Origin of the sequence: Photobacterium sp. TLY01, assembly GCF_021432065.1 — a bacterium.
Lineage (GTDB): Bacteria > Pseudomonadota > Gammaproteobacteria > Enterobacterales > Vibrionaceae > Photobacterium > Photobacterium halotolerans_A.
Genome location: NZ_CP090364.1, coordinates 3,121,901 through 3,136,051, shown reverse-complemented (window position 1 = coordinate 3,136,051; position 14,151 = coordinate 3,121,901). Strand labels below are relative to the sequence as shown.

General features: G+C 45.7%; 14 protein-coding genes. 4 read left to right on the top strand and 10 right to left on the bottom strand.

The window, feature by feature from the left end; translation table 11 throughout:
* Positions 1–175 precede the first annotated feature (175 nt).
* The 4 genes from LN341_RS14540 (at position 176) to LN341_RS14525 (ending at position 6,606) form a co-directional block, all read left to right on the top strand.
* Entirely contained in the window at positions 176–1,399 is a 1,224-nt protein-coding gene (locus LN341_RS14540) for a site-specific integrase (protein WP_234203681.1), read from the top strand.
* Positions 1,400–1,822: 423 nt separating this feature from the next.
* Positions 1,823–3,700 carry a GIY-YIG nuclease family protein gene (locus tag LN341_RS14535; RefSeq protein WP_234203680.1) on the top strand — a complete coding sequence of 626 codons (1,878 nt, stop codon included), beginning with the start codon at positions 1,823–1,825 and terminating at the stop codon, positions 3,698–3,700.
* 55 nt (positions 3,701–3,755) lie between these two features.
* A protein-coding gene (locus tag LN341_RS14530) for an IS3 family transposase (protein WP_234203679.1) occupies positions 3,756–4,918 on the top strand; the annotation gives its coding sequence in 2 pieces (ribosomal slippage) (positions 3,756–4,011 and positions 4,011–4,918; 1,164 coding nt in all).
* An 896-nt stretch (positions 4,919–5,814) separates the two neighbouring features.
* A complete protein-coding gene (locus LN341_RS14525) occupies positions 5,815–6,606 on the top strand; it encodes a PEP-CTERM sorting domain-containing protein (RefSeq protein WP_234203678.1) in 792 nt (263 codons plus the stop codon).
* Here LN341_RS14525 and LN341_RS14520 read toward each other — a convergent pair.
* The 10 genes from LN341_RS14520 to LN341_RS14475 all read right to left on the bottom strand — a co-directional run bounded on the left by LN341_RS14520 (position 6,548) and on the right by LN341_RS14475 (position 14,090).
* Positions 6,548–7,585, bottom strand: coding sequence for a reverse transcriptase/maturase family protein (locus tag LN341_RS14520; protein ID WP_234203677.1), 1,038 nt, complete (start codon positions 7,583–7,585; stop codon positions 6,548–6,550). The genes LN341_RS14525 and LN341_RS14520 overlap by 59 nt on opposite strands.
* Before the next feature lie 366 nt (positions 7,586–7,951).
* Complete coding sequence (locus tag LN341_RS14515) at positions 7,952–8,428, bottom strand: DNA-packaging protein (protein WP_234203676.1); 477 nt, start codon at positions 8,426–8,428, stop codon at positions 7,952–7,954.
* Positions 8,429–9,037: 609 nt separating this feature from the next.
* Positions 9,038–9,322, bottom strand: coding sequence for a hypothetical protein (locus LN341_RS14510; RefSeq protein ID WP_234203675.1), 285 nt, complete (start codon positions 9,320–9,322; stop codon positions 9,038–9,040).
* 417 nt (positions 9,323–9,739) lie between these two features.
* On the bottom strand, positions 9,740–11,782 hold the full coding sequence (locus tag LN341_RS14505; RefSeq protein ID WP_234203674.1) for a phage/plasmid primase, P4 family: 2,043 nt from the start codon (positions 11,780–11,782) through the stop codon (positions 9,740–9,742).
* Between the two features lie 7 nt (positions 11,783–11,789).
* Positions 11,790–12,233, bottom strand: coding sequence for a hypothetical protein (locus LN341_RS14500; protein ID WP_234203673.1), 444 nt, complete (start codon positions 12,231–12,233; stop codon positions 11,790–11,792).
* Positions 12,234–12,287: 54 nt separating this feature from the next.
* Entirely contained in the window at positions 12,288–12,665 is a 378-nt protein-coding gene (locus tag LN341_RS14495) for a hypothetical protein (protein WP_234203672.1), read from the bottom strand.
* Between the two features lie 9 nt (positions 12,666–12,674).
* Complete coding sequence (locus LN341_RS14490; RefSeq protein WP_234203671.1) at positions 12,675–12,944, bottom strand: AlpA family transcriptional regulator; 270 nt, start codon at positions 12,942–12,944, stop codon at positions 12,675–12,677.
* A complete protein-coding gene (locus tag LN341_RS14485; protein ID WP_234203670.1) occupies positions 12,937–13,188 on the bottom strand; it encodes an AlpA family transcriptional regulator in 252 nt (83 codons plus the stop codon). The genes LN341_RS14490 and LN341_RS14485 overlap by 8 nt, the downstream gene beginning before the upstream one ends.
* 101 nt (positions 13,189–13,289) lie before the next feature.
* A complete protein-coding gene (locus LN341_RS14480) occupies positions 13,290–13,568 on the bottom strand; it encodes a hypothetical protein (protein WP_234203669.1) in 279 nt (92 codons plus the stop codon).
* A 105-nt stretch (positions 13,569–13,673) separates the two neighbouring features.
* The gene (locus tag LN341_RS14475) at positions 13,674–14,090 is read right to left on the bottom strand and encodes a hypothetical protein (RefSeq protein WP_234203668.1); all 417 of its coding nucleotides are present in this window, start codon (positions 14,088–14,090) and stop codon (positions 13,674–13,676) included.
* Positions 14,091–14,151: the final 61 nt, after the last annotated feature.

The following is a 14,151-nucleotide window of genomic DNA, read 5'->3' as shown; positions in this document are numbered from 1 at the left end:
GTCTTAGTTTGATTCTGATTGTTTTTGATTAACTTGATTTATGGTTTAAAATCATTTAGATATAATTTTATCTGTCCTGGTTTGTTTCACAGGGTTCGGGCTTTTTCAGTAGGTCTGGTGTACATATGGGGGTACATATCGTGATATGTACCTGCCGGAAAAAGGACGTTGGTCGATGAACAAACTTTTTGATAAAAACCTGAAGGCAGTGCAAAACAAGCTGCGTGAAAAAACAGTAGTGCTGAACGATGGCGGTGGGCTCGGCGCGCGAGTGTCCCCTTTAGGCAAGGTTCGCTGGCAATACAGATACAAGATTGACGGATATGGGAAGCGCCTCGATCTTGGGGATTACCCGGAAGTCTCTTTGGTCAAAGCAAGAGAAATGGCAAGGCAGTGCCGGGAATGGTTGGCTGAAGGATATGACCCTAAACTTCAGCGGGCTATGCAGCGAAATCAAACCCTCAAACCTGTTACTGTCAAAGATGCCTTAGAGTATTGGCTGACAGAGTATGCAGAAGAAAAACGGGCTAATGCCTATAAACACCGCGCTCAGTTTTTGCGACATATCTATCCCTTTATTGGTGACTATCCATTGAGCCAAACGGAAACACATCATTGGCTTGAATGCTTTGATCGGGCTCGAAAAGGGATTCCGGGTAAACGGCGTCCAGCGCCTGTTGCTGCTGGTTACGTCATGCAAAATGCAAAACAGGCACTGCGATTTTGCAGGGTACGTAAGTATGCCATCAGTCGTGTACTGGATGATTTGACGGTCAGTGATGTTGGGCAGCGGCAACGTAAAAAGGACAGAGTTCTGTCCGATCAAGAACTGGCGGATGTATGGCGCTTCGCTGGCTCTAGTAATGCCTTGCCTTACTATCGTAATCTACTGAAGTTGCTGCTGGCGTTCGGAGCTAGAACTCGGGAGGTCAGACTTTCCCAATGGGCTGAATGGGATTTTCAAGCGATGACTTGGACTGTACCTAAAGCGAACAGCAAAACCTCAGAGAAGATTCTCCGGCCTATACCGGAAGCATTGTTACCTTGGCTGATGGCGCTGAAGGAGCAAACGGAAAGTAGTGGTTATGTTCTCGGGGAACTAAAGAAACCGGAAGCAGTAAGCCAAGCTGGACGGTTGTTGTGGAATAAACTTAGGCACAGTGAAGCATGGACACTGCATGATTTACGACGCAGCTTGGCAACGAAACTTAACGATTTGGGTGTGATGCCTCATGTGGTGGAGCATTTGTTGGGGCATTCTCTCGGTGGTGTGATGGCTGTTTACAACCACAGTCAGTATATGGCTGAGAAGTTGAAGGCGTTAGATATTTGGCTAGAGCAGCTAGAGTTAATGGCTTATCCAAGCGAAAACGTCGTCCTGTATAAACCAGCGGGATAAAGCGCGACAGGTATCATGCCAGTTTGAACGCTAATTAATCGAGTTGTTTAGGTGCCCACAATGCAGTGACGCACCTAAGAACGAACCAATAGCCAGAAAACCTAAAGTTGCTTTAGTCTGAAGACATCACTTGGATTAGTGTGATTACCAGGGATACAAACGAACTAATTAGCGAGGGACTTTGCCGCACTCGCAACGATGCAACTCGGTTTGACAGATTGCCCTAAGTCGATTCTGCCCCTCAATGACTTTGAACGGTTTGACGATTCTGTGATCAGAACAAGGTTTGACTGAGATTTATCCATTCTTGTAGTGAATCTATGAAAGTGGAAACTATCTATATCGTATTTTCGTTACTGGATACCATAGACTAACATTATGTAATTCGATGAAACGATATATTTCACTGCTAAGTAAGTAATTATGGCGATACAGTCTGTTAGAGTTAATGACGTTAAGTTTCCAAGCACATCAGCGGCTGCTCGGCGCTACCACATCCCCCAGAATATTATCACCGAAGCTGTATCCAAAAAGGGATTGTCAGCTGAGGAAGCGATCAATAAATATTTAGAAAGAAAGGCATCGTCGACGATGATGTTCGAAGGAGCCCCCTTTCGTAGTATGCGAGCGCTAAGCAAACATGTTGGCATTCCAGGTTCAACTATCAAGGGGCGAATGAAGCGCGACAATCTCACTGCCGAGCAGGCCATACACGCGATAAGAGCCACCGCTCCGTCTAGTTACGAAGCAGATGGTAAATCATACCCATCAGTTGCGGCACTCGCTATGGAGCATAGTGTATCACCCGTGTCATTGAGTAAACTCATAAACAAGTGTGGGCTGGATCCCGAGGCGGCCATAAGCGAGATAAAAGCCAATATAACAAAGACCGTTGTTACGGTCTTTGGTGTTAAGTACACCAGCAAGTCTGCGGCAGCGAGAGCTTATGGTATCTGTATAGGCACCGTTTACTCCCGCCTCAGAAGAGGTATGGATCTTGAGTCGGCTCTTAAAGCTCCAATCAATAATGAAAAGTATCACCATATCACCATCCAAGGCGTTTATGGGGTCGTCTACAAGATCGTTAATCAGGTTAACGGCAAGGTGTATATCGGCTGCACTGATGACCTAGAGAAGCGGCGCAAGGCCCACTTTGAAGATCAGTTAAAGACAACGGAACGTCCTCTGTATACAGACATCCGAAAATACGGTTTGAACGCCTTCATCATGGAAGTTGTTGAAAGTTACAACAGCCGCAAAGCAATGCTTGATGGTGAGGTTGAGTGGATTGAAAAGCTCAATTGCAAGACCCCCAACGGATACAACCTAACTAAAGGTGGTGAGTCTGGAAATATGCGAACTGCGGTTACTATTCACGGTCAGTATTTCCAAAGCGCCCGTATCGCCTGCCGGTACCATAGCCAAAGCTATGAATCTACACAGATGCATAAGCGTGATAAAAAACTAACCTGGAAGGAGGCGATAGAGTCTAAGCTAGACAGTCGTATATTGATTAATGGAGTTCATTTTCGAAGCGAACACGCTGTTTGCAAGGAATTCAACATAGCCAAGGAAACGATTCATAAGGGCTTAAAACAAGGCAAGACCTATGAAGAAATCATCAATCAGTCTGGCAGACCTAGACAGGTTAATTTGAATGGCACCCTACATCGCTCCATCGCGGCGGCATGCAAGGCCGCTGGTGTGAATGAATCTAACGTTCGCGGTAGAATAAGGGATAAAGGCGGCACACCCGAAGAAGCCATAAAATATTTTATTGAAAAAATCAGCAAACCAACTGGATATTTGGTGTTCGGTACTCACTACGAAACTCAAAAGGAGATTTATACCACTTACGGCTTAAGTGCCAATACATACTTCAAAAGACTCAAAGAAGGCATGAGCATAGAAGAGGCAGTTTCAGCTCCTAACCGCATTGAATCCGTAATGATCGATGGTATAACATACCCATCAATAGCAAACGCTTGTCGAATACTTAATATTGATGAAAGGGAGGTTTACAGACAAAAGCATCTGCATGGACTGTCCTCGCAGGATGCGATTGAAGCAGTACGTTCTGTCATTGTTCGGGCTTCCAATGAAATTGAGTTCCGTGATGCCACATACCCAACAAAGACAGCTTTGGCTGAGGCGTATGATATGAGCCTGCGCAGTCTTAACGCCGCTTTATCGAAAGGTATGTCACTGGAAGATGCACTACTGCGGAAGCGCAGAGTTGCTGCTGTAAAGGTAGAGGGGCATATCTATCCGAACAAATCCACTGCTTATGTAGTGGTTTAATGAACCCGGACACCATTTAAGGTGGTAAAGTAGCCACCAAAGAAAGAGGTGTTCAATGACCAAAAAACGACGCTCATTTAGTCCTGAGTTCAAACGTGATACTGCAAGTTTGGTACTCGACCAGAATTATTCAATTCCTGAGGCATGCCGCTCCGTTGACGTCGGAGAGACGGCACTTAGACGTTGGGTTGATCAGCTCAGAGCTGAGCGCGGTGGCCAAACACCAACATCGAAAGCACTCACGTCAGAACAGCAAAAAATTCAGGAGCTTGAAGCACGAATTAATCGCTTAGAGCGGGAAAAAGCGATTCTAAAAAAGGCCACAGCTCTCTTAATGTCGGACGAACTCGAACGTACACGCTGATAGACCAGTTGAGGGAGCATGAATCGGTTCACTTGGTCTGTTCAGTATTCGATATTTCTTCATCCAGTTATTACGACTACAAGCAACGACAACAACGCGTTGATGTTGAACGCATGGAACTTCGTAGCGAAGTCAATCGACTCTTTACACTCAGCCGAGGTGCTGCCGGTAGTCGTACGATCACCTGGATGATGCGTGAACGCCGTTATTCCATCGGTCGTTTCAAAGTCAGAGCGCTGATGAAAGAAGCGCAACTTATCAGTAAGCAGCCAGGTCCACATGTTTACAGGAATGCGACCGTTGAGCGGCTTGATGTTCCGAACCGTCTCAACCGAGAATTTCATGCGTGTGGACCTAATCAGGCTTGGTGTGGTGATATCACTTACATCTGGGCTGGTAATCGGTGGTGCTATCTGGCTGCTGTGATTGACCTGTTCCGTCGTCGTGTTGTCGGTTGGGCGATGTCAGATAAACCAGATGCTTCATTAGCCGCAAAGGCTCTGACCATGGCCTATGAGCAAAGAGGCCGGCCACAAGATGTACTGTTTCATTCAGATCAAGGCTGTCAGTACACCAGTCGTCTGTTTCGCCAACATCTATGGCGTTATCGCATGACTCAAAGTATGAGTCGTCGTGGTAATTGTTGGGACAACGCACCCATGGAGCGGTTGTTTAGAAGTCTGAAATCGGAGTGGATACCAGCAACAGGCTATACATCGTTGACAGACTCAACCAAAGATATCAGTCGTTATCTGATGGACTACTACAACTGGGAAAGGCCACACAGCTACAATGATGGTATTCCGCCTGCAAAGGCAGAATACCAACCTAATTTACTGTCCGGAATTAGTTGACCACTACATTATGATGCTTACCACTTACCTCGGAACAAACATCATACACTGAACGCTTGGGTGCGTAGCGGAATGACGGTTGAAGAAGCAATAAAAACCTTCCTCGGAGGAATGGGTGACCTCAAAAAGGTCTAGCTTTCAGTCACTGAGATAAATTCAGCACAGCGTACTGACTGTGTGGGTGAGTGAGCTTGACCAATAGGTTAGAGACTTGGCGTTACCCTAGATAATTCGTAAGATACTAATTTAGAAATTTCAATGACTCGCAGTTGTCCAGAAACGATTTTGGGGTGATATGGTGCTGGTGTGATCACCAAGCGATTCTGCCTTACGATTTGGTCAAGCTACACCACCAAAACCGTCAGATCGTGTATGAGTCACATTCATCACTGATGTGCGGGACTTCTCATTATCAGGACCGGATGACGGATAAATGCGGCCCCAGAGAACCCCCATATACATCCCTAGAAAGATAATCCAAAGATGCTCTAGCACGAAGGACATGGCTAGAAGCACGGAGACGCGTAGGCTGAATTAGTCTGAATGCAATCTGTCGATTTCGTTTGCTCGATGTGACTAGAACTGACAGGTGCCCTAAATCGGTTCTGCCCCTTTTTCAGACAACGTAATTACTCAGTATCAGGTTGTACTCGTTGATTTGCATTAATTTTCTACTCCGTTTCCCATTATAAAATGGGGCTGTCATAAGATTCACCCAACAGCAAAAATAGTATCCACACCTCTCAAGTCACCCCTTAACTGTCGAAATATTTTACAGTATGCAACCCAAAATATTGGTAACTCGTTGATTATATGCAGCGGCATAAATATTGCCTAGCTATTGTGTATCCATTCAGTACCCATGGTTATGTGAAACGCACTTAGAGGAATATACAATGATCAATATTACTCGGTTCCTGCCGCTCGTGTTGGTGTTAACACCTGTTATATCCAACGCATCCCTACTATACACCAGTACCTTTGTTGACAACGGCGATATGGTGACAGAAGTCCGTGATTACGGTAGCTATACAGAAACATGGGAATGGCTCGATTTGACCATTACCAATGGTATCACTTACAACAGCATTGCAGCCGACTTAGCGGATAATGGTGCTTTAGATAACAGTGCGGGTTTGGTTGGCATCGCGAACAGCATTGCGGATGTGACCGGATTGAGTCCAACCCAAACGGGCGGATGGAATACCGTGAGTGACCAAGGCGTCGTTGATCTGTTTAATAGTTTTTTTGGACTGATGTTAATCGACGACCAAAACCACTTCTTCGGCACGAATACCACAGAGGTGGAACAATTCATACAGTTATTTGGCGACACGTATCACGAAGGCCGAGAAGACAGCAACTTAACTAATACCCCCGATGCCAACCCAGCATTACCCAATATCGGCTACGCATATGGAAATACAAATACCCCCATAAGTTCAACAGAAGTAGAATTAAGCAGGGTAATCGACGGCCAGTATTATGACGACATAAATGATATTACGAACGATCAAATCCTGAACAACTCATTCGTATCAATCCACTTTTACTATGACCATATAGGGACTTATCTAACAAGGAACATAACCATAACCGAAGTCCCGGAACCCGGTACATTCGCGTTGTTTACGCTGGCATTAATGGGGATGTTATCGGGGCGTTTTCGTCAACGCCTCTCCCGTTAAGAGGGACGATGAGGACAACCGTTTGTTCAATTCCTGCACATACCCATGTCAGCCAACGCTGTCGATACGCGTCAAGCAGAGCCGCCCTATTCGGGTGGTTATGCTTCTGCTCAAAAAGCCGTGCATATCGACAGAGATGATGAGAAAGCGCCCGCTCAGAAACAGTGACTTTGCCATCGATGTATTGGTAGCCTAGAAAGTCAAACCCTTTATCAATTCGCCCAATGCAGGTTTGATCAGGGTGTGCCTTAAGCTTTAACCGTTCAAAAAACGTATTCACGCACCTCACTGCCCGTCTTAACTGCCAACGACTTTGTACCAGAATGATAATGTCGTCCATATAGCGACGGTAAAACACCGCCTTGGTACTCATTGCTCTGTCCAACTCATACAAATACAAACCACCCATTAGCGGGCTAAGTGGACAGCCTGAAGAAATTCCCTTGTGGTAAGACTTAAAGTTCCCCCCACTCTCTACTGTTCGCTTGAGATATTGAGTTAATAAATTTAAGACGGTTTTATTCTGGACATAGCGCTCAAGCATCATAAGTAACGTTTCATGGTCAATGCTGTCATAGAAAGACTTTACGTCTGTCCGGTATACAAACCGACTGTGTCTTGCCGCATGAAATACCTGATTCACCGTCGCTTTTGCTCCACCGTGACTTTTCAGGTGAGTGCAGCACTTCGCCTTTGGTAAAACCTCCTCAAGATAATAAGCCAAGAGTTTTAAGACCAAACTATCACGCGATGACCAGAGGTGCAGCCTTTCACCATTGGCTTTCGTTACCGCTTGGAGCGGTTGAAAATAGAACGTATCACCCAGTACTTCCTGTATGAGGCGATGTTTCTCAGTTTCCCAGTGAAAGAGCAAAGTCCAAATATCGCTATTAGGCGGAAAGTGCTTGCGCTGTTGTTTCAGCCACTGAAATGCCGCTTCAACTTTTTCAGGTTTAATCAGTTCAGTTACAGTTGGCAAATGCGAGCCGAGATAGTTTGTTTGTAAGTAAGTAAGTATAGAAAACAGTCAAAGAACTTCAGAAGTAAACGAGGTGCTTTCTAGCCAATCCCGTATAAGTTCATCTGGATATGCCGAATGTGGGGACAGACTTTGTCTATTTTCCCGCACCTCAACCAATGCTGACCATTCGGTAGCTGAGGTGTTTTTCATACTAATAGTTATCCGAGAGGTAGAGTAGGTGATTGCTGCTGAATTGGAAATGTCCAATTGTGAGTTATGATACCAACAGGTTTCCTGTACGACCTAGTAGTGACTAACCAGCGGGTGTGTAAGATCGAGTATGAGTTACTACACATAAGCAAAATACTGTGATCATATCGTTCATCATTCGCATCCAGATGGCAAACAACTCCTTGTCTCAGCTTCATGTTCGACATTATCCAAAGCAAAAGCCAAGGGATTCTTAGCATCATTGAACAGCTTTACCTTCTGATCTGGTGACCAGTTGTTGCGCTGACGAAATTGAAGCCAGTGTTTTATAGCACGGACATCAGGCGGCAGCTCTTCCATGTACTCAATGATGTCTCCGTTGTTCAGTACCTTCTGCTTCTTGATGGTACATCCGGTCGCACGGTGAAAGAGCTTACTGGCGACCTTGGCATCTGCAATCATCTTGCCTGATTTACGACCTTCAGCAAACTCTGGCTGCATTTTAACCCAGTTCTTGATTGTCTCTCGACTCACGTTAAAAAAGCGTGCCAGCTCCATATCTGTCGCTCCAAGCATACAAAGCTTGCGGCACTGCGGTGCGAATTCAGATTGGTACTTATTGTTGTATTTATTCTTTTTGGGCGCAGGCATAAATCTCACTCTCATCCATAATAGTTTTTGCCCATTGATACAGGTGGTTTAATGAGTATAACCTATTACGTGGCAAAGTCTTAGTTTTTCTCTTTGGTGCTAAAATTATGTACCAGAGAAATATGCTTTCGTGTTTGGTAGTCATATTAAAAATTGAAGCTATTATTAATCTAAACGATTAAACTATTTCACGGATAATGATGAATATTCAATGGCCTAATTTTCTGAAGAACAAAAGCTGAACGTTTATGACATACAACACCCATCGCGCCATCGCGCCATAGAGCACCTAATGAAAAATGGCTTTGAAAAGAACCAAGCTGACAGCATAGTTTATGCATGTCGTGTGCTGCTGCAAGCTGAGGTGGCAAGCACAGCCGATATCAACAAACTCGAAAGCAAGTATTCAGTCTCATTAGAACAGATGCGGAGTGAGATAGCACACTGAGATTGTCTAGCTGAAATAGATGTTAGGGATTGTTTGGGCCTTGTTTGTTAAGGTAGCGGTGTTCGGATAAACATCCTCAATATTGAATTTTTCGTTTTTACTCTCATCATGATATTTCCCCCGAGAGTAAAATATTACAGGCATGAAGTTTATTATTTAAATTATCCTACCACAAGGTACTTTAGCGCAGCGATATTTATTATGGTTGCGGCCACGATAAAAAATAACTTATAAAATTTATCTTCATTAGTTCTCTTTAAATCTTCATTAGTTCTTTTTAAATCCAACTTATTCTCTACAGTAAACTTTTCTCTGATTATTTCTCTGTTAATCTCATCGGCTATCTCGCAGATAAAGTAAACAATGGTTTTTGCCTGTTTCTCTGACATTCCACTCTCTGTAAACGTCTTAACCATTTTGTGCGTATCTCGAATTTTTCTCTCCATGCTGATTCCTTATCTCATGATGCACCCAATGCCACACGGCTAAAAAATTATGTAACCCATCGAAAATGCAAAAAATATGCAAATTATTAGTGTGAGAGCCGTGTTCTCACATATCCAGCGATCAAGATTGAATTTTTTCATTTTTGAGCTCTAATCTTTTGTAATTACCTAATTATAGCTGATTCAGAAAATCAGATACGATTCAATGAAAACATTTTTGATGGGGGGAGGGTTTCGAGCGCTTGGTCCGCCCCCACCCCAGGTGGTTGGAAGTAGCCGTAGTGGAAATAGTGTGTTTTTCTCCTATTAATAACTTTTCAGGTAAAAAACAGATATCGTTTATCAGTCACTATGCTTCTTTCTCCATAAGGAGAAGAGTGCTGCTGAAAAAGCCACTATTTCCACTAAACCGGCGGGCTAGCTGACTTTCGCCATGGCTCCAGACCCCGGACGAGCGTCGTAAAGTCCTATGTAGCTGGAGTAGCCGTTGTACATGCTGCCCGGATGCCCGCAGCTTTCCATGTGCCCCTTGAACGCCGTCTTGTTATACGGCTTGCGGTTGTTATGACGACACCAATCCTTATAGATGGTGTAAGCATGGGAAATCCTTAGCGGCTGAACCAGCAAGCCTTGCTTGCGAGCGCCGACGCCATTGTCTTCCATGTCACTCAGCCAGCTTGAAACACTGTTGCCGTCCCGCTTCCACTCTTGGATACAGGCGTGGTGAGCAGGGGACAGGTAAAGCCCGTTCTCAAGATAGTCCTGAACGCCATTAATCGCCCAAGCGAGAAAGGTGGGCAGCTCCTGCTCGACTATCTTAGCCAGCAGTTTCGGGTCTCGGTTTTGCTCTGGCTTACTGTTGGCAAAGTGGAAAATTGTCCAGCGCCGCCAGAATTCCTCACTGTTATCTTTGGTTGTCAGGTAGTAGTTACCATTGAACCAACATGCTGCTTCCGGGGTGAAGGTAAACACCTTGCCGTATGGCTCGCGGGCAGACATGGTATCCCCGCCAGTGATTGCCTTGAACTCTGCGCTTGGCACGGGCTTGTCCTTATCAATCTCGGGAACCAAGTTCATCAGCTTTCCAGCCAGCGCAGCAACCTTGTAGTCGTTGTCCATGTGTAGCGGACTCACGCTGGTCCGGTACTCTTTTGGAACTAATGCTTCAATCAACTTGAGGAAAAGCGACTTGCCTGAGCCCGCTGCCCCGTACAACAAAACGGCACGCTGCTCTTTGGCTTGCAGCCCGAACAATGCCAGCCCTATCATCATGCGCAACTGGCGGATTTGCTCTTCAGCATGACATCCCTCGAAAGCCTCCCGGAGCACCTGTAGCAGCATTTCCGGCTGGCGGGTCAGGTCTGGTTCAATACTCAGGCGAAAGCGAGCTCGGTGTTGAGGGGTTGGTGGCTCATTTTTAAGCTGATTATCTTCAATGAACATAAATCCCGACGGGATATGAATGCCCTTCGGTGCCTTGTCGAAGAAGCCTTTTTGCTCTAGGGTATTGTACGTGTGAGAGGCAATGGCTTTGTAGTCCCCTTCTCTCTGACACAGCTTCTCATGTTTAAACTGTTCGGCAATCCTTACCCCAATCTTCGGCAGTGGTGATTTCAGCCAGATGCCTTTGGCTTTACAGTATGCCCAGAGGTAACCATGTTCGCAGACTGGATGAGGCCTATTATATTGGGCAATGTATTCATTGGCGATTTCACCATGGGTCAACGATGGTACTTCCTCCTCCTGCCTTTTTTTAGCAACAGCTTTATTAATGTCACCAACATTAACGCCTGTCACATCTTTCAGGCGGGCGCGCAAGCGCCCCACTTGAAGTGATGTTGCATCTTTGACGAAGCAAATTGCGGCATCGAATGCTTCCTCGTCATTAGTATCCGCAAGTAGCGCTTTGATGGTCTCATCGAAATTGGCAAAGGTCCGCAAGACCTTTTCGTTCTCAACCAGTGCCTTCGTGGTGGCATCAATGCCATGCTGGATCGCGTAGTCGTTCCAGTCCGTACCTGTATCCGCTTCTTCGAACGTCGGGAGCGTATAAGCAACCTTGAGCTTTTCGGCTGTTGATTTGGCAACTTCCAGCCCTTTGTTGCCTTTCCCTTCTCCGGCTTTGCGGTGGTCGTTGTCTGCTGCGATGATAACTTTACTGTCCGGGTAGTGATTTACGACGTTGGGAACGATCTTCTCAAGACCGCCAGCATTAAAGGCAACCACAACCGTCGCCCCTGTCGCTTCATGGACCGTTGCCCCTGTCGCATAGCCTTCGCAGACATACACCTCGCTGTCGTCCCCCGGAAAGGTGAAGCGGCCACCTGTCATTTTTCCGCCTTTCATGAAGAACTTTTTCCCTTCAGCATTGATTGCCTGCAATGATTGAAGGCTGTTATTCTCGCTGTAAATCGGGATTAAGAGTACGCTTTTCAAAGACGTTGTGCGTGACTCGTCCATGAAGAAGTCACGACACGGCAAGGCTGTCAGAAAAGCAATCGCCCCCGACTGTAGAAAGCTGTTTGCGCTGGAGGTAAGGGTGCGAAACTGGTGCTGGTTCAGCTTTATCCCAAAGGCTTTGGGCGTATTCAGAACGGTCTTTGTAGACGCTCTCCCGAGCCTTCTGTGCCTCGGCTTTACATTGGCGCAAGAACTCTGCCTCGTGCGGCTGAAGCCGAAACTCTTCTTTTGATGACCAAGTGCTATATAGCCCTGTGCGCCAGCAGCCGAAAAAGCCAGCATTGAAACCATTCGGGTGGGAAAAGAAAGCGTAGTAGCCCGAACTATCACTGGACTTACCGTTGCTACTGAAACGGTGGATTTGACCATCGTTGATGATCTGGGTCGGCGGTGTAATGCCTAGCTCGACCATCGCCATGATGAAGGCTGAGAAGAAATCAGCTAAATGCATGTTTTATCCTTGTAGGTGCCTCCCTCTCGTCCATGAGAGGGAGGGGAATATAGATTAGTCGTTTTGCTCAAGCAATGCGGAAAAACAGAAGCTAATACCGTAACGCTCCGAGATGGTACGAACTTTCTTTGCTGCGGCACGTTTGGACTTTTGCTTATCCAGCGCGAACTTGATGTTCTTATGTTTTGCAGGCGATTTCAGGAAACTCGTACGAGCCTCCTCTGTCATGAACCATTCAGTCTCGCCTTTCTCAGAGCTGAACCGCTTGTAAGTGAACAAAACCCCCTGATCGCGAAGGCAGCGAAAAATGTCTTCAGGAGATAGAGAGACCCCTTTGTCGATCAGCAAATTCACATCGGCTTTGGTTAACCGCTCACCAAGCAGGAACCGTTCAAGCACAGCATATGCAATACATTGTGATGTATTTATCATTCCAGTTCTTCATTTTTCTTCTTCCTTGAAGTAATTACGTTTTTCAATGATTTCTCGAACTAAATCCTTTAGTTCGGGGTCGGTATAGCCGCAGTCTTGCGCAGTGACGACAGCACCAAGCTCTTGCATGTGCCAAGCCACAGATTTACGGCCATATCGGATTGGTGTTGGAAGCAATCCGTCGTTGATCCGGCGGTACACGGTAGACAGGGAGTAGCCAAGATAGTCAGCTACCTGAATGCCACGCAGGATGTGATTTGTGCCCACAGCCTTAAGCATCGCTGTTGCTCTCGCGCAGCTGATGAGTCCAAAGCAGCAGCTCAGAGAGCAGCCAAACATTTGTCCGGCCGATTTTCTTACGAGTCGGAAATTTGCCTTCCTGCTCCAGCACCCAGGCTTGAGAGCGTGACAGGCTCGTAATACGGCGGCGCTCTTTTTCACGGCACAGGCGTTCGGTTTCGCCGTAGTGAAGCAAAATTTCTTTGCTGGATAGGTTGGGCTGGTTTGTATCTAATTGAGTCATAATGACCTCCATTGGTTAACAACTGAGGCCATTAGATACTGGACTGGGTATTGGTCGGGGGTACCATCTGGAGGAAAATTTGAGGTAGATAGTACCCCTTGCTAATCCTGGAAATATGATAGCTGGCTGATAAGGGATTGTTTTTTATTGTTATTGAACTTTGTTTTCATTTTCTTAATATAGTTTTCATCTGTATCGGGATAATCCAAAGCGTGACACAGCTCAATTATTATTTGAGCTGAAATAGGGCTCTTTAGCAGAAAAAACATTTCCAACATGGAGTAAACCAGCTTTGCTCGGGTCTTATGAGCTGCATTGCGTGTAGGGCGGTGGTTTGAGAAATAATTTTCATTATCTTCGTTAAGTGCGAGCTGTCTCATGGTAAGTCTTTTTCTAATATCTAGGAGATGCTCTTTACTTGCGTCGAAGACTGATCGGGCTTCTTTAATTGAACCTCGGGTCTGGTAAGCAACTTGTTTTGCTGCTTAAAGTTCGATCAGTGCATCAGGAGATATGATCCCGAACTGGTTGGTATAAAGAGCCTTTTCACTACTGTTTGGTTCAGGTATCTCTCTCAGTAACGATTCATAGGCACTACCTGCGTTCAAGGCGGCTTGAATCATCGCTTGTTTCTCAAGGCGGTTACTTTCATACCAAGTTGAAACATCACCGCTTTTCGTTGTCGCTAGCGCATTGTTTATTGAATGGATTAACACAGTAACGAAAAAGGACCATGTTGTAGCTGGATTTTTTGCTAGAAACAAATCAACTTTTGCCCAAAAGATATCAGCTGATGGTGACGACAAAGCGTCCGTCACCTCTGGACAAATGTATCTGGATAGCGTTGATTCTGACTGGAGTAGCTCCTGAAATTTAGCCTGACTCGTTTTTTCCCTTGTCATGTTTAATGTCTCTTTTTGTGGCTAGTAATTGCCTATGCGTACATATCGGTGTACATATACG